Source organism: Pseudomonas syringae, from assembly GCF_021606685.1.
GTDB lineage: Bacteria > Pseudomonadota > Gammaproteobacteria > Pseudomonadales > Pseudomonadaceae > Aquipseudomonas > Aquipseudomonas syringae_R.
The window spans coordinates 141,631-159,048 of sequence record NZ_WKCB01000001.1 but is presented as its reverse complement, the minus strand read 5'-3'; the positions used below and the strand labels follow the sequence as shown (position 1 = coordinate 159,048).

General features: G+C 63.1%; 16 protein-coding genes. 10 read left to right on the top strand and 6 right to left on the bottom strand.

Features of this window, described 5'->3' with window-relative positions; genetic code table 11:
- The first annotated feature begins 62 nt into the window (after window positions 1–62).
- The 7 genes from GIW02_RS00705 to araH are packed head-to-tail and all read left to right on the top strand — an operon-like array spanning window position 63 to window position 8,394.
- Window positions 63–1,385: an MFS transporter gene (locus tag GIW02_RS00705; protein WP_236411696.1), complete on the top strand. Its 1,323-nt coding sequence runs from the start codon at window positions 63–65 to the stop codon at window positions 1,383–1,385.
- Between the two features lie 15 nt (window positions 1,386–1,400).
- The gene (gene araD1, locus GIW02_RS00700; RefSeq protein ID WP_236411697.1) at window positions 1,401–2,390 is read left to right on the top strand and encodes an AraD1 family protein; all 990 of its coding nucleotides are present in this window, start codon (window positions 1,401–1,403) and stop codon (window positions 2,388–2,390) included.
- A gap of 11 nt (window positions 2,391–2,401) precedes the next feature.
- A complete protein-coding gene (locus GIW02_RS00695; RefSeq protein WP_236411698.1) occupies window positions 2,402–3,982 on the top strand; it encodes an aldehyde dehydrogenase (NADP(+)) in 1,581 nt (526 codons plus the stop codon).
- A 36-nt stretch (window positions 3,983–4,018) separates the two neighbouring features.
- Complete coding sequence (locus tag GIW02_RS00690) at window positions 4,019–4,882, top strand: SMP-30/gluconolactonase/LRE family protein (protein WP_236411699.1); 864 nt, start codon at window positions 4,019–4,021, stop codon at window positions 4,880–4,882.
- Between the two features lie 30 nt (window positions 4,883–4,912).
- Window positions 4,913–5,917: a substrate-binding domain-containing protein gene (locus tag GIW02_RS00685; RefSeq protein WP_236411700.1), complete on the top strand. Its 1,005-nt coding sequence runs from the start codon at window positions 4,913–4,915 to the stop codon at window positions 5,915–5,917.
- A complete protein-coding gene (gene araG / locus GIW02_RS00680) occupies window positions 5,914–7,416 on the top strand; it encodes an L-arabinose ABC transporter ATP-binding protein AraG (protein WP_236411701.1) in 1,503 nt (500 codons plus the stop codon). Before GIW02_RS00685 ends, araG begins: the two co-directional genes overlap by 4 nt.
- A gap of 9 nt (window positions 7,417–7,425) precedes the next feature.
- The gene (gene araH, locus GIW02_RS00675) at window positions 7,426–8,394 is read left to right on the top strand and encodes an L-arabinose ABC transporter permease AraH (RefSeq protein ID WP_236411702.1); all 969 of its coding nucleotides are present in this window, start codon (window positions 7,426–7,428) and stop codon (window positions 8,392–8,394) included.
- 116 nt (window positions 8,395–8,510) lie between these two features.
- On the opposite strand, the gene GIW02_RS00670 is transcribed toward araH, so the two are convergent.
- The gene (locus tag GIW02_RS00670; RefSeq protein WP_236411703.1) at window positions 8,511–9,659 is read right to left on the bottom strand and encodes an aldose epimerase family protein; all 1,149 of its coding nucleotides are present in this window, start codon (window positions 9,657–9,659) and stop codon (window positions 8,511–8,513) included.
- Window positions 9,660–9,797: 138 nt separating this feature from the next.
- Here GIW02_RS00670 and GIW02_RS00665 point away from each other — a divergent pair, with 138 nt between their 5' ends.
- On the top strand, window positions 9,798–10,565 hold the full coding sequence (locus GIW02_RS00665; RefSeq protein ID WP_236411704.1) for an SDR family oxidoreductase: 768 nt from the start codon (window positions 9,798–9,800) through the stop codon (window positions 10,563–10,565).
- A gap of 138 nt (window positions 10,566–10,703) precedes the next feature.
- On the opposite strand, the gene GIW02_RS00660 is transcribed toward GIW02_RS00665, so the two are convergent.
- On the bottom strand, window positions 10,704–11,300 hold the full coding sequence (locus tag GIW02_RS00660; RefSeq protein WP_236411705.1) for a glutathione S-transferase: 597 nt from the start codon (window positions 11,298–11,300) through the stop codon (window positions 10,704–10,706).
- A 113-nt stretch (window positions 11,301–11,413) separates the two neighbouring features.
- The gene (locus GIW02_RS00655) at window positions 11,414–12,406 is read right to left on the bottom strand and encodes an AraC family transcriptional regulator (protein ID WP_236411720.1); all 993 of its coding nucleotides are present in this window, start codon (window positions 12,404–12,406) and stop codon (window positions 11,414–11,416) included.
- Between the two features lie 64 nt (window positions 12,407–12,470).
- Between GIW02_RS00655 and GIW02_RS00650 the strand changes: the two genes are divergently transcribed.
- The gene (locus tag GIW02_RS00650) at window positions 12,471–13,673 is read left to right on the top strand and encodes an MFS transporter (protein ID WP_236411706.1); all 1,203 of its coding nucleotides are present in this window, start codon (window positions 12,471–12,473) and stop codon (window positions 13,671–13,673) included.
- Window positions 13,674–13,717: 44 nt separating this feature from the next.
- The gene (gene yghU / locus GIW02_RS00645; RefSeq protein WP_236411707.1) at window positions 13,718–14,554 is read left to right on the top strand and encodes a glutathione-dependent disulfide-bond oxidoreductase; all 837 of its coding nucleotides are present in this window, start codon (window positions 13,718–13,720) and stop codon (window positions 14,552–14,554) included.
- 117 nt (window positions 14,555–14,671) lie between these two features.
- Here the strand turns inward: yghU and GIW02_RS00640 are convergent, their stop codons facing one another.
- The 3 genes from GIW02_RS00640 to GIW02_RS00630 are packed head-to-tail and all read right to left on the bottom strand — an operon-like array spanning window position 14,672 to window position 17,399.
- Window positions 14,672–15,598: a sugar ABC transporter substrate-binding protein gene (locus GIW02_RS00640; RefSeq protein ID WP_236411708.1), complete on the bottom strand. Its 927-nt coding sequence runs from the start codon at window positions 15,596–15,598 to the stop codon at window positions 14,672–14,674.
- A gap of 20 nt (window positions 15,599–15,618) precedes the next feature.
- Window positions 15,619–16,398 (bottom strand): TIM barrel protein, encoded by a 780-nt coding sequence (locus tag GIW02_RS00635; RefSeq protein WP_236411709.1) that lies wholly within the window; start codon window positions 16,396–16,398, stop codon window positions 15,619–15,621.
- Window positions 16,395–17,399 (bottom strand): Gfo/Idh/MocA family oxidoreductase, encoded by a 1,005-nt coding sequence (locus tag GIW02_RS00630; protein ID WP_236411710.1) that lies wholly within the window; start codon window positions 17,397–17,399, stop codon window positions 16,395–16,397. Before GIW02_RS00630 ends, GIW02_RS00635 begins: the two co-directional genes overlap by 4 nt.
- Window positions 17,400–17,418 lie beyond the last annotated feature (19 nt).

The window sequence follows — 17,418 nt, the reverse complement described above, 5'->3', positions numbered from 1 at the left end:
GGTTTTCTGCGAGAGGCGTCCCCCGAGCTTCATATAAGAACAACAATCCGGAGATCGACCCCATGAGCGAGGAACTGCGCCTGATTCGGCGCATCACGCTGAAACTGATTCCCTTCCTGATCCTGCTGTACCTCATTGCCTACGTGGACCGCTCCGCCGTGGGCTTTGCCAAGTTGCACATGGGCGCCGACGTCGGCATCGGTGATGCCGCCTACGGCCTGGGTGCAGGGTTGTTCTTTATTGGCTACTTCCTGTTCGAGATCCCCAGCAACCTGATGCTCGACCGCTTTGGCGCGCGGCGCTGGTTTGCGCGGATCATGATCACCTGGGGCACCATCACCATCGGCATGGCGTTCGTGCAGGGGCCGCACAGCTTCTACGTGATGCGCTTTTTGCTCGGCGCGGCGGAGGCGGGGTTCTTCCCGGGCGTGCTGTACTACATCACCCAGTGGTTCCCGGTGCGCCATCGCGGCAAGATCCTCGGGCTGTTTATCCTCTCCCAGCCGATTGCCATGATGATCACCGGCCCGGTGTCCGGCGGCCTGCTGGGCATGGACGGAATTTTCGGCCTGCACGGCTGGCAGTGGCTGTTTATCGTGATCGGTACCCCGGCGATCCTGCTGACCTGGCCGGTGCTGCGCTACTTGCCGGACGGCCCCAAGCACGTCAAATGGATGAGCGAGGACGAAAAAGCCTGGCTCGCCGGCGAGCTGGCCAAGGACCTGCAAGCCTACGGCCAGACCCGCCACGGCAACCCGTTGCATGCCCTCAAAGACAAGCGCGTGCTGCTGCTGGCGCTGTTCTACCTGCCGGTAACCCTGAGCATCTACGGCCTGGGCCTGTGGCTGCCGACGCTGATCAAGCAGTTCGGCGGCACCGACCTGGTCACCGGCTTCATCTCCGCCGTGCCGTACATCTTCGGCATCATCGGCTTGCTGATCATCCCGCGCAGTTCCGACCGTTTGAACGACCGCTACGGTCACCTGGCCGTGCTCTACGTGCTGGGTGCCATCGGCCTGTTTTTCAGCGCCTGGCTGAGTGTGCCGGTGTTGCAGATGGCGGCGCTGTGCCTGGCGGCATTCGCGATGTTTTCCTGCACCGCCGTGTTCTGGACCCTGCCGGGGCGCTTTTTTGCCGGCGCCAGTGCGGCGGCGGGCATCGCCTTGATCAACTCCGTGGGCAACCTCGGCGGCTATATCGGCCCGTTCGTGATTGGTGCACTCAAGGAATACACCGGCAATTTGGCCTCGGGTTTGTATTTCCTGTCCGGGGTGATGGTGTTCGGGCTGGTGCTGACCTTCGTGGTGTATCGCCTGCTCGAGCGCAAGCACGTGCTGCCGGCTGACCAATTCGCCGCCAGCGCCCGTGGCGCCACACGTACTTAATCTGGGAGAAGTGTCATGCGTTTAGTTCAGTTCGAGTCAAGCAACGGCGAGCGCCGGGTCGGCGTGGTCGAAGGCGCCAGCCTGCGCGAAGTCAACACCGCCCGCAGTGTGCGCGAAGTGGCGCTGGCCGCCATCGAAGCGGGCGTCGGCCTGGCGCAACAGGTCAATCACCTGGGCCTGGGCGCCAGCCACGACTACGCCGCGTTGCTGGCCGACTTGAAGATTCTGCCGCCGCTGGACCACCCGGACCCGGCCCATATGCTGATCAGCGGCACCGGCCTGACCCATCTGGGCAGCGCCTCGGCGCGCGACAAGATGCACCAGGCCGGCGACGACACCGCCCTGACCGACACCATGCGCATCTTCAAATGGGGCGTGGAGGGCGGTAAACCCGCCGCCGGCCAGGCCGGTGTGCAACCGGAGTGGTTCTACAAGGGCGACGGCAGCATCGTCGTGCGCCCGGGCGAAGCCTTCCCGGTACCGCCGTTTGCCGAGGATGCCGGTGAAGAGCCGGAGATCGGTGGCCTCTACGTCATTGGCCCGGACAGCCGGCCGTATCGCCTCGGTTTTGCGCTGGGCAACGAGTTCTCCGACCACATCATGGAGCGCAAGAACTACCTGTACCTGGCCCACTCGAAACTGCGCAGCTGCAGCTATGGCCCCGAGTTGCGCGTAGGCCCATTGCCCGAGCATCTGGCGGGCTCCAGCCGTATCCTGCGTAACGGCGAGGAAATCTGGCGGAACGAATTCCTCAGTGGCGAGGCCAATATGTGCCACAGCCTGGAAAACCTCGAGTACCACCACTTCAAATACCGCCAATTCCTCACGCCGGGCGATGTGCATATTCATTTCTTCGGCACTGCCACATTGTCATTTGCCGACGGTATACAGACCCAACCGGGGGATGTGTTCGAGATCAGCCAGACTGAGTTCGGTGCGCCGCTGGTCAACCAGGTCGGCAGCAGCGATGCGGCATTCGACCCCGGCAATGTCATCACCCTTTAAAGGAGATCACCATGAGCCAGTTCCTCGGCCACAACTACATCGGCGGCCAGCGCAGCGCCAACGGCGACGTCAAGCTGCACAGCGTCGACGCCACTACCGGCGAAGCCTTGCCCCAGGATTTCTACCAGGCCACTGCGCAGGAAGTCGACGCCGCCGCCAAGGCAGCCGCGCAGGCCTACCCTGCCTACCGCGCCTTGAGCGCCGCGCGTCGCGCGCAGTTTCTGGACGCGATCGCAGACGAACTGGATGCCCTGAGCGATAACTTCATTGAGTTGGTCTGCCGCGAAACCGCATTGCCGGCCGCGCGCATCAAGGGCGAGCGTGGGCGTACCAGCGGCCAGATGCGCCTTTTCGCGAGCGTGCTGCGTCGCGGCGATTTCTACGGCGCGCGCATCGACAAGGCGCTGCCCGATCGCCAACCGCTGCCACGTCCGGACCTGCGCCAATACCGCATCGGCCTGGGCCCGGTCGCGGTGTTCGGCGCGAGCAATTTCCCCCTGGCGTTTTCCACCGCGGGCGGCGACACCGCGGCCGCGCTGGCGGCGGGTTGCCCGGTAGTGTTCAAGGCGCACAGCGGCCACATGGCCACGGCGGAACAGGTCGCCAATGCGATCATCCGTGCGGCCGAAGCCACCGAGATGCCGGCCGGCGTGTTCAATATGATTTTTGGGGGCGGCGTCGGTGAGGCGCTGGTCAAGCACCCGGCCATCCAGGCAGTCGGTTTTACCGGCTCGCTCAAGGGCGGCCGCGCTCTGTGCGATATGGCGGCATCGCGCCCGCAGCCGATCCCGGTATTTGCCGAAATGTCGAGCATCAACCCGGTGATCGTGTTGCCCCAGGCGTTGCAGGCGAGGGCAGACACCGTCGCCCGCGACCTCACCGCCTCGGTGGTGCAAGGCTGTGGCCAGTTCTGCACCAACCCCGGTTTGGTGATTGGCATCGCCTCGCCTGAATTCAGTGCATTTACCCAGCAGGTGGCACGACTGATCGGCGATCAACCGGCACAAACCATGCTGAACGCTGGCACCTTGAGCAGCTACGGCAAGGGCCTGGAAAAACTGCTGGCGCACCCCGGCATTCAACATTTGGCCGGCAGCGCGCAGGCGGGCAAGCAGGCACAGCCACAGTTGTTCAAGGCCGATGTGAGTCTGTTGATCGACGGCGATGAAGTGCTGCAGGAAGAAGTCTTCGGCCCCACCACGGTGTTTGTCGAAGTGGCTGACCAGGCCCAACTCAGCGCGGCGCTGCACGGCCTGCACGGCCAATTGACCGCGACGATCATTGGCGAACCCGATGACTTCCAACAGTTCGCCGAACTCACGCCGCTGCTGGAACAGAAGGTCGGGCGCATCCTGCTCAACGGCTACCCGACCGGCGTGGAAGTCTGCGACTCGATGGTGCACGGCGGCCCATACCCGGCCACGTCGGATGCCCGTGGCACCTCGGTCGGCACCTTGGCCATCGATCGTTTCCTGCGCCCCGTGTGCTTCCAGAATTACCCTGATAGCCTGCTGCCCGACGCGTTGAAAAACGCCAACCCGTTGCGTATCCAGCGGCTGGTGGATGGCACGCCATCCCGCGACTCGCTGTAACGCGCACCTGAGAAAAATAAAAATCCAGGAGGCTTCATGTCGTGTATCGCCGTTACCCCGCACCGGGCGCAATTGGGCGAAGGTCCGTTCTGGGACGCGCCCACCCAAGCGCTGTACTGGGTGAATATCGCCGGCAAACAGGCATTGCGCCTGATGGGCGGGCAGTTGCAGGTCTGGCAACTGCCCGAGCATGTCTCGGCATTCATCCCGTGTGAAAGCGGCGATGCGCTAGTGACGCTGAGCAGCGGGGTCTATCGTCTTGATCTTGCCACCGAGGCGTTGACCCTGCTGTGCGTGGCCGACCCGCAACCGGGCAACCGTGGCAATGAAGCGCGCTGCGATGCCCAGGGCCGCCTGTGGCTGGGCACCATGCAGAACAATATCGGCGAGCACGGCGAGGACCTGCCGATCACACGGCGCTCCGGCGGCTTGTTCCGCGTGGATGCCGATGCGCGGGTCACGCCATTGCTCAGTGGCCTGGGCATTCCCAACACGTTGTTGTGGAGTGACGACGGCCGCCACGTGCATTTCGGCGACAGCCTGGACGGCACGCTGTACCTGCATTCGATCCAGGCCGACGGCCAGCTTGAACCGGCGCGGGTGTGGTTCGGCCCGCACGCACGTGGCGGGCCGGATGGCTCGGCCATGGACAGCCAAGGCTACATCTGGAACGCCCGCTGGGACGGCAGTTGCCTGCTGCGCCTGACACCGGACGGCGAGGTCGACCGCATCATCGAACTGCCCGTCAGCCGCCCCACCAGTTGCGTATTCGGTGGCCCCAACCTCACCACGTTATATATCACCAGTGCTGCCAGCCCCTTGGATCACCCTTTGGACGGCGCGGTATTGGCCATTGAAGTCGATGTACCTGGAAAACCCTGCAATCGTTTCGCCGGATAAACCCCAAAAACAACAACAAGGAGTCACCGTATGAATCGTCGTCGTGGTATCCGTTCCCTGGCCTGCGCCGCTGTGGCGGTCTCGGCCATGAGCCTGAGCGGGCTGTTGCTGGCCGCTGAAGAAGTGAAGATCGGTTTTCTGGTCAAGCAGGCCGAAGAGCCGTGGTTCCAGACCGAGTGGGCCTTTGCCGAAAAAGCCGGCAAGGACCATGGCTTTACCGTGATCAAGATCGCCGTGCCGGATGGCGAGAAAACCCTCTCGGCCATCGACAGCCTGGCGGCCAACGGCGCCAAGGGCTTTGTGATCTGCCCGCCGGACGTGTCCCTCGGCCCGGCCATCGTCGCCAAGGCCAAGGCCAATGGTTTGAAAGTGATTGCCGTGGATGATCGCTTTGTCGACGCCAAGGGCAATTTCATGGAAGACGTGCCGTACCTGGGTATGGCCGCGTTTGAAGTGGGCCAGAAGCAGGGCGCGGCGATGGCCGCCGAGGCGAAAAAACGCGGCTGGGACTGGAAGGACACCTATGCGGTGATCAACACCTTCAACGAACTCGACACCGGCAAGAAGCGCACCGACGGCTCGGTCAAATCCCTGGAAGAAGCGGGTTTCCCCAAGGATCACATCCTGTTCACCGCAGCCAAGACGCTTGATGTACCGGGCAGCATGGACGCCACCAACTCGGCCCTGGTCAAGCTGCCCGGCGGCGCGAAAAACCTGATCATCGGCGGCATGAACGACAACACCGTGCTGGGCGGCGTACGCGCCACCGAAAGCGCCGGCTTCAAAGCCGCCAACGTGATCGGCATTGGCATCAATGGCACCGACGCTATCGGCGAACTCAAGAAACCCAACAGCGGCTTCTTCGGTTCGATGCTGCCTAGCCCGCACATCGAGGGCTACAACACCGCCAAGATGATGTTCGATTGGGTGACCAAAGGCACTGAACCACCTAAGTACACCGCGATGGATGAAGTGACCCTGATCACCCGTGACAACTTCAAGGAAGAACTGACCAAAATCGGTCTGTGGCAATGACCGCCGCCGCCCTGCGTTTTGACGGCATCGGCAAGACGTTCCCCGGGGTCAAGGCGCTGGACGGCATCAGCTTCAGCGCCCATCCCGGGCAGGTGCACGCCCTGATGGGTGAGAACGGCGCGGGCAAGTCGACGCTGCTGAAAATACTTGGCGGTGCCTACATTCCGTCCAGTGGCAACGTGCAGATCGGCGCGCAGACCATGGCCTTCAAATGCGCCGCCGACAGCATCGCCAGCGGTGTCGCGGTGATCCACCAGGAGTTGCACTTGGTGCCGGAGATGACGGTGGCCGAGAACCTGTTTCTCGGGCATCTGCCATCGCGCTTCGGCGTGGTCAACCGGGGGCTGCTGCGCAAGCAGGCCCTGGCTTGCCTCAAAGGCCTGGCGGATGAAATCGACCCGGACGAAAAACTCGGGCGCCTGTCCCTCGGCCAGCGCCAACTGGTGGAAATCGCCAAGGCGCTGTCGCGTGGCGCCCATGTGATTGCCTTCGATGAGCCGACCAGCAGCCTGTCGGCGCGCGAAATCGACCGGCTGATGGCGATCATCACGCGCCTGCGCGATGAAGGCAAAGTGGTGCTGTACGTGTCGCACCGCATGGAAGAGGTGTTCCGCATCTGCGACGCGGTCACCGTGTTCAAGGATGGCCGCTACGTGCGCACCTTCGACGACATGCGCGCGCTGACCCACGACCAACTGGTGACCTGCATGGTCGGTCGCGATATCCAGGACATCTACGACTACCGCCCGCGTGAGCACGGCGAGGTGGCCCTCAAGGTCGACGGTTTGCTCGGCCCCGGGCTGCGCGAGCCGGTCAGTTTTCACGTGCGTAAAGGTGAGATTCTCGGGCTGTTCGGCCTGGTCGGTGCCGGGCGTACTGAGCTGTTTCGTTTGCTCAGTGGTTTGAACCGCAGCACCGCTGGAAGCCTTGAGCTGTGTGGGCAACAACTGCAGCTGCATTCACCCCGCGATGCTATCGCCGCCGGCGTGTTGCTGTGCCCGGAAGACCGCAAGAAAGAAGGCATCATCCCGCTGTCCAGCGTGGCCGAGAACATCAACATCAGTGCACGTGGCGCGCATTCCGGGTTTGGCTGGCTGCTGCGTGATGGCTGGGAAAAGGGCAACGCCGACCAGCAGATCAAGGCGATGAAAGTCAAAACGCCGAATGCCGAACAGAAAATCATGTACCTGTCGGGCGGCAACCAGCAGAAGGCGATTTTGGGCCGTTGGCTGTCGATGCCGATGAAGGTGCTGCTACTGGACGAACCGACCCGTGGCATCGATATCGGCGCCAAGGCCGAGATCTACCAGATCATCCATAACCTCGCGTCCCAAGGCATTGCGGTGATCGTGGTGTCCAGCGACCTGATGGAAGTGATGGGGGTTTCCGACCGCATTCTGGTGCTCTGCGAAGGCGCCTTGCGCGGCGAACAAACCCGCGAACACGCGACTGAATCCAACCTGCTGCAGCTGGCCTTGCCGCGCGGCCCGGCGAACTGAGAGACGACCATGACCACCCAAAACAACGCGTTGCCGACGGCACGCAAACCCCTCGATGTGCGGGCACTCCTGGATAACTGGGCAATGTTGCTGGCGGCAATCAGCATCTTTCTGCTGTGCGCCTTGCTGATCGACAACTTCCTTTCGCCGCTGAATATGCGCGGGCTCGGCCTGGCCATTTCCACCGTGGGCATCGCCGCGTGCACCATGCTGTTCTGCCTGGCGTCCGGGCATTTCGACTTGTCGGTGGGGTCGGTGATCGCCTGTGCCGGCGTGGTGGCTGCGATTGTCATGCGCGACACCGACAGCGTGATGCTGGGCATCGGCGCGGCACTGCTGATGGGGCTGATCGTGGGGCTGATCAACGGCATCGTGATCGCCAAGCTGCGGGTCAATGCGCTGATCACGACCTTGGCGACCATGCAGATCGTGCGCGGCCTGGCCTACATCTTTGCGAATGGCAAGGCGGTGGGCGTGTCCCAGGAGCAGTTCTTCGTGTTCGGCAACGGCCAGTTGCTGGGCGTGCCGGTGCCGATCCTGATCACCATTGTGTGCTTCATCTTTTTTGGCTGGCTGCTCAACTACACCACCTACGGGCGCAACACCATGGCCATCGGCGGCAACCCGGAAGCGGCGTTGCTGGCGGGGGTGAATGTGGATCGCACCAAGATCCTGATCTTCGCCGTGCACGGCGTGATCGGCGCGCTGGCCGGGGTGATCCTGGCCTCGCGCATGACCTCGGGCCAGCCGATGATCGGCCAGGGCTTCGAGCTGACGGTGATTTCGGCGTGCGTGCTGGGCGGTGTGTCGCTGAGCGGCGGGGTGGGGATGATCCGCCATGTGATCGCTGGGGTGCTGATTTTGGCGATCATTGAAAATGCGATGAACCTGAAGAACATCGACACCTTTTACCAGTATGTGATCCGTGGTTCGATCCTGTTGCTGGCCGTGGTGATCGACCGCATGAAACAACGCTGAACTGTCGCCTTGTGAAGATGCAAATGTGGGAGGGGGCTTGCCCCCGATGAGGGTGTGTCAGCTGACAGATGTGTGACTGACCCACCCTCATCGGGGGCAAGCCCCCTCCCACAGTTTTAATCGGCGGTGAACTTGAAGATAGTGTTCTGGGTATAGGTCTGCCCAGGGTTCAAGCGGGTCGAGGCGAACTCAGGCTGGTTGGGCGCATCGGGGAAATGCTGGGTTTCGAGGGTAAACCCGCTCCAGTGCTGATAAGTCTTGCCACCCTTGCCCTTGACCGTTCCATCGAGGAAGTTGCTGGTATAGAACTGCACGCCCGGCTCCGTGGTGTAGAGCTGCAAGCGGCGACCTGATGCCGGGTCGTGTACCTCGGCGGCGAGTTGCTTGATGTCGCCTTTGGTGTCCAGTGCCCAGTTGAAATCAAACCCACCCTGTTTCGGCTCGGCGAATTTGAGCTGCGGGTGATCGTCCTTGATGTGCTGGCCGATGGGCGTGGGTTTCAGGAAGTCCATTGGCGTGTCTTTGACCGGGGCCAGTTCGCCGGTAGGGATCAAGGTGGCATTCACCGGCGTGTAGTGGCTGGCGTGCAGGGTGGCGACCTGCTTGAGGATGTCGCCATTACCCGCACCGGCCAGGTTGAAGTAGCTGTGGTTGGTGAGGTTGAGCACCGTGGGTTTGTCGGTGGTGGCCGTGTAGTCGATGTGCAGTTCGTTGCGGTCGTTGAGGCTGTAGGTGACTTGGGTTTTGAGGTTACCGGGGAAGCCCATTTCGCCGTCCTTGGACAGGTAGGTGAGGGTCACGCCCACCGAGTCCTTGCCCTTGACCTGCGCGGCTTTCCACACGTGCTTGTCGAAGCCCTGGGCGCCGCCATGCAGTGAGTTGGGGCCATCGTTGAGCGGCACCTGGAAGCGTTTGCCGTCGAGCTCAAAGGCACCGCCCGCCAGGCGATTGCCGAAGCGCCCGATGGTTGCGCCGAAAAATGCGGTCCCGGCCTGGTAGCCCTGCACGGTGTCGAAGCCGAGCACCACGTCTTCGACCTTGCCGTTTTTATCCGGCACTTTCAGCGACTGCAACACGCCGCCGTAGGTGATCACCGTGGCTTGCATGCCGTGGCTGTTGCGCAGGATGTACTGTTCGACGGCCGTGCCGTCGTTGGTTTTACCGAAGGGTTTGTGCTCGCTGGTAAGCCCTGCGGCCTGGGCGCCGCCACTGGCGATCAGCATGGACAAGGCAAGGCCCGAGAGCAGGTAACGAGGGTGCTTCATGATCGAACTTCCTTTTGTTGTTTTGAGTGAAATAGTTCTACTAATGTGCGATATTTTGTCGATAAGACAGCAGATTTATAGCCTTTTACCGCGTATTTGCAAAATAAAATAAGACTATTTAAGCGAGGCGACTGTTATATGAGTACTCAACCTGCCATTTACCCCGACCTCAAGGGCAAGACCGTGCTGATCTCCGGGGGCGCTTCGGGGATTGGCGAATTCATGGTGCGGGCCTTCGCGGCACAGGGGGCCAAGGTCGGCTTTGTTGACCGTGCCCAAAGCCAGGGCGAACGCCTGGCGGCGGTGTTGAGTTCCCAGGGGCACACCGTCGAGTTTGGCTACTGCGACATCACGGACGAGATCGCCTATCGCGCGGCGATCGGCCGCTTCGAGCACTCGCTTGGGCCGATCACGGTGCTGGTCAACAACGCCGCCAACGACGTGCGCCATACGCTGGAAGAGGTTGACTCGGAGCTGTTCGACAGGCTGATTTCGGTCAACCTCAAGCACGCCTTCCTCGCCACCAAGGCGGTGGCGCCAATGATGAAACGCGCCGGTGGCGGGTCGATCATCAACCTCGGCTCGGTCGGCTGGATGATGGCCTCGGGCGGCTATTCGGTGTACGCCGCCAGCAAGGCCGCCGCCCATGGCATGACTCGTGGCCTGGCGCGCGAGCTGGGGCCAAGCCACATCCGCGTCAACACCCTGGTCCCCGGCTGGGTCATGACCGAGAAACAATTGGCGATGTGGGTGGATGACGCGGCCAGGGAACTGATCGCCCGCAGCCAGTGCCTGCCGGGCAGCGTGCTGCCGGAACATATCGCCAATATGGCGCTGTTTTTGGCCTCGGACGCGTCGGCGATGTGCTCGGCGCAGAACTTTATTGTGGATGGTGGTTGGGTCTGAGTCGGACGCAGTTATCTAAACTACACAGCCCGAATGTGGGAGCGGGCTTGCTCGCGAATGCGGTGTGCCAGACCCGAATGAGGCGACTGACACGCCGCTTTCGCGAGCAAGCCCGCTCCCACATTGCATAAGTGTTGCTTATTCGATTGGGTAACGCTGGAAGGCAGGATGCTGCTCCAGCCGCTCGGCATGCCGTTTCAGGTTGGGGAATGCATCGGCCTTCACCACCGACGCCACGGTGAACTGGCTGAACGACCAGGCCACCGCTGCGGTGATCGACGCCTGGGTCAGCGCCTCACTGTCAGGCAGTTGCTTGTCCAGCAGCGAATAGGCCGCCAGCAATTGGCCGGTCACGCGCTCGAGCCACGGAGCGTGCAGTTTCTCGGCTGGCCGCAGGTTGTGCTCATAGACGATTTGCACACTTTTCTCACAGGCTGCCAAGGCCAGCCCCAGCACATGCAGGTCGCGGGCACGGGCCGTGGGGTGTTGCGCCAGCAGCTTTTTATCGACTGGGGCCAGGGCTTCGAGGTAATCCAGAATCAGGCTGGAATCCATCAGCACCGTGCCATCGTCCAGCACCAGGGTAGGGGCCTTGACCACGGGGTTGATCTGCGCAAACTCGTTGAACGTGCTGAACACCGACAGCGGTTCATGCACAAATTCCACCCCGTACAGCTCCAGGGAAATGGCCACGCGGCGCACGTAGGGCGAGTCCAGCATGCCGATCAGTTTCATGAAGCCTCCATCGCTCTCAGGGTGTTGGGCCCAAGAGATTAAGGGCACTCAGTCGCCCAGCGCAATTGCCGATACGCGTCCACCCACTGCTCCAGGCTGAACGCCAGGCTTGCTCATGCCGGGCTCCTGGCACGGCTCGCCCCTGGCGGTTGCCCGGTGATGCGCTTGAAGGCGCGACTGAACGCGGCTTGTGAGGTGTAGCCGAGGCGTTGCGCGACTTCTTCGATCGGCAAGCGCTCCAGGGTCAGCCACTGGCTGGCCAGGCGCATCCGCAGTTCGGTGGCGTAACGCAGTGGCGGCACGCCGAGGGTGGCCTGGAAGCGGTCGGCGAACACCGAGCGTGAGGTATGCCCTTGCGCCGCCAGCTCGGCCACGCTCCAGTCACGCCCCGGTTGCTGGTGCAAGGCGAGGAGGGCGCCAGCCAGGCGTGGGTCGCGCAACGCGGCCACCAGCCCCGATGCATTGCCGCAGGCGCATTCGACCCAGCCGCGCACAATCATCGCCGCCACCACATCCGCCAGGCGCGCGAGGATACCGGCGTAGCCGATACGCGCGCTGCTGACTTCGCGCTCCATGGTCGCCAGGATCGGCATCAACCCTGGGTAACGCTGGCCCCGCGCGTCAATCAGCATCATCGCCGGCATCAGGCGGCCGAGCCCCTGGATGCTGCCCAGTTCAAACTCCATGCAAGCGCTGAAGAGCAGGGTGCCAGGTGAGCCCTCGGTGCTGGCTTTTACTGCACATACCGCGTCACCCAGGGTGGTCGCCTCGAAGCTACAGATATCGCGTTGCGTCACGTCCGGGCTCGACAGCAATCCGTGGGCGCCGCCGTGGGAGATGAACACCGCATTGCCGGCCGACAGCTCATAGAGGCTGCCGTCGTCGAGTCGCAGCGTGGCGCAACCGGCAGCCAGGAAGTGAAAGTAGGCGTGGCCGGGCCTGGCCTCAAAACTGACGCCAAACACCGGCCCGGCCTCGATGCGGCGGTACTGCACACCGCGCAGACGCATGCCCTGCAGCAATTCATTGATGAGGTCGGAGGAGACGGTAAACGCGTCAGATGCACTCATGTTCGGGGTTTCGATCAAAAACTCAAGGGTTTGCATCATAGATCATCCCAAGGGGCGAACCTAGACTAGCGGCTCGCTCATTTCCTGAGGATGTTTTGTGATGAATGATTATGCAGCCCCTGCCGACGCCAGGGTGGCGCCCACAACCCCGGCCTGGATGGCGGTGTTCTCCCTGGCTATGGGGGTGTTCGGGCTGTTGACTGCCGAATACCTGCCGGCCAGCCTGTTGACGCCGATGGCGCTGGACCTTGGCGTCTCGCAGGCGTTGGCCGGGCAGGCGGTGACGGTCACGGCGGTGGTTGCGCTATTCGCCGGGTTGCTGGTGCCGGGCTTGACGCGGGGGATTGATCGGCGCGTGGTGCTGCTGGGGTTTTCCACGCTGATGATTGCTTCCAACCTGCTGGTGGCGTTCTCGGCCAGCCTGACCGTGTTGCTGTTGATGCGCATCCTGTTGGGCATCGCCCTCGGCGGTTTCTGGAGCATGGCGGCGGCCGTGGCGATGCGCCTGGTGCCGCCCGCGCTGCTGCCACGGGCGTTGTCGATCATTTTCAGCGGGATTGCCGTGGGGACCGTCGTCGCGGTGCCGCTGGGCAGCTACCTTGGCGGCGTGTACGGCTGGCGCAGCGCATTTTTTGCGGCCGCCGCCGTGGGCGTGGTGACCTTGGCCTTTCAACTGCTCACGCTGCCGCGCCTGCCTGCGCTCGCAAGCACACGCTTGCGCACCGTGCTGGACGTGCTGTTGCGCCCGGGCATCGCCATGGGCATGTTCGGCTGTGTGCTGGTACACACCGCGCACTTCGCACTGTTTACCTATATTCGACCGTTTCTGGAAAGCACCACAGGCATCGGCACTCAAGGGCTGGCGCTGATGCTGCTGGGGTTCGGCGCGGCGAATTTTGCCGGCACGCTGCTGGCCGGTGGGCTGCTGGTGCGCCACCCGCGTGCAACGCTGGTGTTGATGCCGGTGGTGGTGGGCATTGCGGCGCTGGCCCTGGTGCTGCTGCCGGCGTCGCTGCCGGGGCAGGCGGCGCTGCTTGCGCTGTGGGGCATGGCATTCGGCGGCGTGCCCGTGGCGTGGTCGAACTGGGTGGCCCGTGCCGTGCCGGATCAGGCCGAGAGCGCCGGTGGCATGGTGGTAGCCTCGGTGCAGTCGGCGATTGCGGCGGGTGCGGCGGGGGGCGGAGCGATGTTCAGCCTCAGCGGGATCAGCGGTGTATTTGTCGCCGGCGGGGTGTTGATGCTGTTGGCCGCCTGCTTGATCGCATGGCGGGTGCAGGTGCCACGGCAGACACCTTTGGTTTAGTCTGGAGCGCTTCGTTGATCGCAAGCGCCTATGGAGCAGTAAGCATGACCGACTACGTACCCCCAAAAGTCTGGACCTGGGACACCGAAAGTGGCGGCACCTTCGCCAGCATCAACCGGCCCATCGCCGGCGCGACCCACGACAAGCCATTGCCGGTGGGCAAGCACCCGCTGCAGCTGTATTCCCTGGCCACGCCCAATGGGCAAAAGGTCACGATCCTGCTGGAAGAACTGCTGGCCCTGGGGCACACCGGTGCGGAATACGATGCGTGGCTGATCAAGATCGGCGACGGCGACCAGTTCGGCAGCGGCTTCGTCGCGGTCAACCCGAACTCGAAAATTCCGGCGTTGATGGACCACAGCGGCGCCACGCCGATTCGTATCTTCGAATCAGGTGCGATCCTGCAGTACCTGGCCGAGAAGTTCGGCGCCTTCTTCCCCACAGAGCCTGCGGCCCGCGCCGAGTGCCTGTCGTGGCTGTTCTGGCAGATGGGCAGCGCGCCCTACCTGGGCGGTGGCTTCGGGCACTTCTACGCCTATGCACCGAGCAAGATGGAGTACCCGATCAACCGGTTTGCCATGGAAACCAAGCGCCAGTTGGATGTGCTGGATCAGCGTCTGGCGGTGAGCGAGTACATTGCCGGGGATGAATACACCATTGCCGATATCGCGATCTGGCCTTGGTACGGGGGCTTGGTCAAAGGTCGCTTGTACGGTGACTCGGCGCAGTTTCTGTCGGTGCACGAGTACAAGCATGTGCTGCGTTGGGCTGAGGCGATTGAAGCGCGGCCGGCGGTGCAGCGGGGGCGGCGGGTGAACCGGGTGTCCGGCGCTGCTGAAGAGCAGCTGGCAGAGCGGCACAGCTCCACCGATTTGGACTGACCTCGGTCACAGTGTGGGAGGGGGCTTGCTCCCGATGGCGGTGTATCAGTCAAAACACTATTGGCTGACACACAGCCATCGGGAGCAAGCCCCCTCCCACATTTATCCGCGTCCACTCTATTTATAGCGTTGCTCGAAGCTTGCCACTTGCTCCGGCTTGATCAACTCAAACGGCACCCACACTTCCGATTCGATTGGCTCGCCCTTGATCATCTTGACCGCCGCCTGCACTGCCTGCGCAGCCTGGGCCTTGGGGTCTTGAAACACTGACGCGGTGAGCAACCCCCGCTTGATCGCCGCCAGGCCATCCGGCAAGCCGTCGATGCCGACAATCGCCACCTCACCCTTGGCCTTGCCCGATTGCTGCAGCGCCATGGCTGCGCCAATCGCCATTTCGTCGTTGTTGGCCACGATGGCATCAAACTGGGTGCCCGCCAGCAGCCAGTTGCTGGTCAGGTCCATGCCCTTGCTGCGCTGCCATTCAGCACTTTGCTGCTCGACGATCTTGATCCCCGGAAAATCCTTGAGCACCTGCTTGGCGCCCTCGGTACGGTCATGGGTGGCGTTCTGCGCAAGGTCGCCCATGATGATCGCCACGTTGCCTTTGCCGCCGAGTTTTTCCGCGAGGTAGCGCATCTGCAATTGCCCGGCCTCGATGTCGTTGGACGCCACAGTGACCACGCCCTTGGGCAGGGTGCGCTCGTCCGGGTGACGGTTGACGTACACCAGCGGGATTTTGCTGGCGACGGCCGCGCGGGTCATGTTGGCGGTGGCGGAGGTGTCCACCGGCAATACGATCACCGCGTCGACCTTCTGGTTGAGAAACCCTTCGACCTGGTTGAGCTGGCGCACCACGTCACCCTGGGCGTCTTCGAACTGGATCTGCACGTCGTGTTGCTTGGCGGCGGCGTCGAGGCCGGTGCGCACGTAGGTCATGAAGTTATCGTCGACCCGCGCGATGCTCACGCCGATGCGATACGCAGCGAAGGTCCATTGGCTGAACAGCAGTAAAAAAGCAGCGACTATCAATGAGTGGCGATGCATGAGGGTGTTTCCCTTTATTGTTATAGGGTGAAGGCTTGGCGAAAACGCTCCAGGGCCAATTCGCTGTCGCCGCTGGCCCAGCCTTCGAGGCCGACCACGCCGTTGTAGCCCATGGCGTGCAAGGCCCTGGCAATGGCCGGGTAGTGGATTTCGCCGGTGCCGGGTTCCTTGCGCCCAGGCACGTCGGCCACCTGGATCTCGCCAATGGCGCTGCCGGCGCGCTGGATCAATTCGATCAAATTGCCTTCGCCGATCTGCGCGTGGTACAGGTCCAGGTTCATCTTCAAATGCGCGCTGCCCACGGCTTCGATCAACGCCAGGGTGTCGTCGGCGCGGGCGAACGGAACGCCTGGGTGGTCGACCTCGGTATTGAGGTTTTCCAGCAGGAAGACGCGGCCGGCGTCTTCCCCCAGGCGCGCAATTTTTTCCAGGGTCTTGCACGCGCTCAGCCACATGCGCCCGGTGCTCTGGCCGACCGGTTGCACCGGCAGGCCGCCTTCGCCGAGGCCGGTGCCGTGCAGGTTGAGGCTCGGGCAGTTCAAGTGCTCGGCAACGCCCAGGGACTCGCGGGCGCTGTCGAGCAATTGGCGGATGCCGTCGGGGTCGGTGAGGGTGCCGCTGATGTAGCCGGTCATCGAGGTGAAGTCGGCACCGGTGGCGGCCAGGGCGCTGATGTCCTTGTCTGTCCAATTCCAGATTTCGGCGCTGAAGCCCAGGGCGTGAATGCGTTTGACGCGCTCGATAAACGGCAGCTCGAGAAACACCATCTCGGCGCTGATCGCCAGTTTGAACGGGCTCATACGGCCACCGCCTTGCCGGTTTCGAACGAGGTGATGCACGCGCGGGCAATCGCCAGGGCCGCACGGGCATCTTCGCCGCTGGCCAGGGGCTTGGCGCCGGTGCGCAGGCAGTCGGCAAAGTGGTTGAGTTCAGCGATGTAGGCGTCGCGCAGCAGGTCGGTGTCCAGGCGCTGGGTGTCGGCCTGGATACCCTCGGCCAGGTAGCGCACCAGGTCCGAATCATTGAGGCTGCCCATGCTCAGCATGCCGGCGCTGCCGAACACTTCGCCGCGCACGTCGTAGCCATACACGGCCTGGAAGTTGGCTTCGGCGGTGGCAATCGCGCCGTTGTCGAAGCGGATCGTCACCACGGCGGTGTCGAGAAAGCCTTTGCTCTTGTATTCCGGCGCGATCAGCGCGTCGGCCATCACGTAAACCTGTACCGCCTCGGCGCCGGGGTTGAGGTAGCGCAACGTGTCGAAGTCGTGGATCAGGGTTTCCAGGAAGATCACCCATTGCGGTGAGTTGGCCGGGTTGTTCAGGGCCGGGTCGCGGGTCAGCGAGCGCAGCAGTTGCGGGGTGCCGATACGCCCGGCCACCACGTCGAGGTGGGCGGTACGGAAGCTCTTGGCGAAGCGCCGGTTGAAGCCGACTTGCAGCGGCACCCGGGCGTTGGCAGCGGCGGCTATCGCGCGGTCGGCTTCATCGAGGGTGATCGCCATGGGCTTTTCGCAGAACACCCCCTTGCCGGCGCGGGCGGCGCTGATCACCAGTTCGGCGTGGCTGCGGGCGGGAGCGGCGATGAGTACGCCGTCGATGTCCGGGTCATCGAGCAATTGCTGTGGGTCGGTGTAGACCTTGTCTACCCCCAGTTCCGCCGCCAGGCGCGCGGCTTGGCCGGGCGTAGGGTCGGCGATGGCGGCCAGGCAGGCACCGGGAATATGCCGGGCGGCGGTCAGGCCGTGGAAGCTGCCCATGCGGCCAGCACCGATCAAACCCAGGCGGATGTTCTGTGTGCTCATGCAATGTCCCCTTCTTATT

Bases quoted from the DNA above. Each gene is read 5' to 3' on its own strand.
- yghU (WP_236411707.1), top strand. From the start codon at position 13,718: ATGACCGACTACGTACCCCCAAAAGTCTGGACCTGGGACACCGAAAGT.
- GIW02_RS00650 (WP_236411706.1), top strand. From the start codon at position 12,471: ATGAATGATTATGCAGCCCCTGCCGACGCCAGGGTGGCGCCCACAACC.
- GIW02_RS00640 (WP_236411708.1), bottom strand. From the start codon at position 15,598: ATGCATCGCCACTCATTGATAGTCGCTGCTTTTTTACTGCTGTTCAGC.
- GIW02_RS00685 (WP_236411700.1), top strand. From the start codon at position 4,913: ATGAATCGTCGTCGTGGTATCCGTTCCCTGGCCTGCGCCGCTGTGGCG.
- GIW02_RS00695 (WP_236411698.1), top strand. From the start codon at position 2,402: ATGAGCCAGTTCCTCGGCCACAACTACATCGGCGGCCAGCGCAGCGCC.
- GIW02_RS00635 (WP_236411709.1), bottom strand. From the start codon at position 16,398: ATGAGCCCGTTCAAACTGGCGATCAGCGCCGAGATGGTGTTTCTCGAG.
- araD1 (WP_236411697.1), top strand. From the start codon at position 1,401: ATGCGTTTAGTTCAGTTCGAGTCAAGCAACGGCGAGCGCCGGGTCGGC.
- GIW02_RS00705 (WP_236411696.1), top strand. From the start codon at position 63: ATGAGCGAGGAACTGCGCCTGATTCGGCGCATCACGCTGAAACTGATT.
- GIW02_RS00630 (WP_236411710.1), bottom strand. From the start codon at position 17,399: ATGAGCACACAGAACATCCGCCTGGGTTTGATCGGTGCTGGCCGCATG.
- GIW02_RS00670 (WP_236411703.1), bottom strand. From the start codon at position 9,659: ATGAAGCACCCTCGTTACCTGCTCTCGGGCCTTGCCTTGTCCATGCTG.
- GIW02_RS00665 (WP_236411704.1), top strand. From the start codon at position 9,798: ATGAGTACTCAACCTGCCATTTACCCCGACCTCAAGGGCAAGACCGTG.
- GIW02_RS00660 (WP_236411705.1), bottom strand. From the start codon at position 11,300: ATGAAACTGATCGGCATGCTGGACTCGCCCTACGTGCGCCGCGTGGCC.
- araG (WP_236411701.1), top strand. From the start codon at position 5,914: ATGACCGCCGCCGCCCTGCGTTTTGACGGCATCGGCAAGACGTTCCCC.
- araH (WP_236411702.1), top strand. From the start codon at position 7,426: ATGACCACCCAAAACAACGCGTTGCCGACGGCACGCAAACCCCTCGAT.
- GIW02_RS00655 (WP_236411720.1), bottom strand. From the start codon at position 12,406: ATGCAAACCCTTGAGTTTTTGATCGAAACCCCGAACATGAGTGCATCT.
- GIW02_RS00690 (WP_236411699.1), top strand. From the start codon at position 4,019: ATGTCGTGTATCGCCGTTACCCCGCACCGGGCGCAATTGGGCGAAGGT.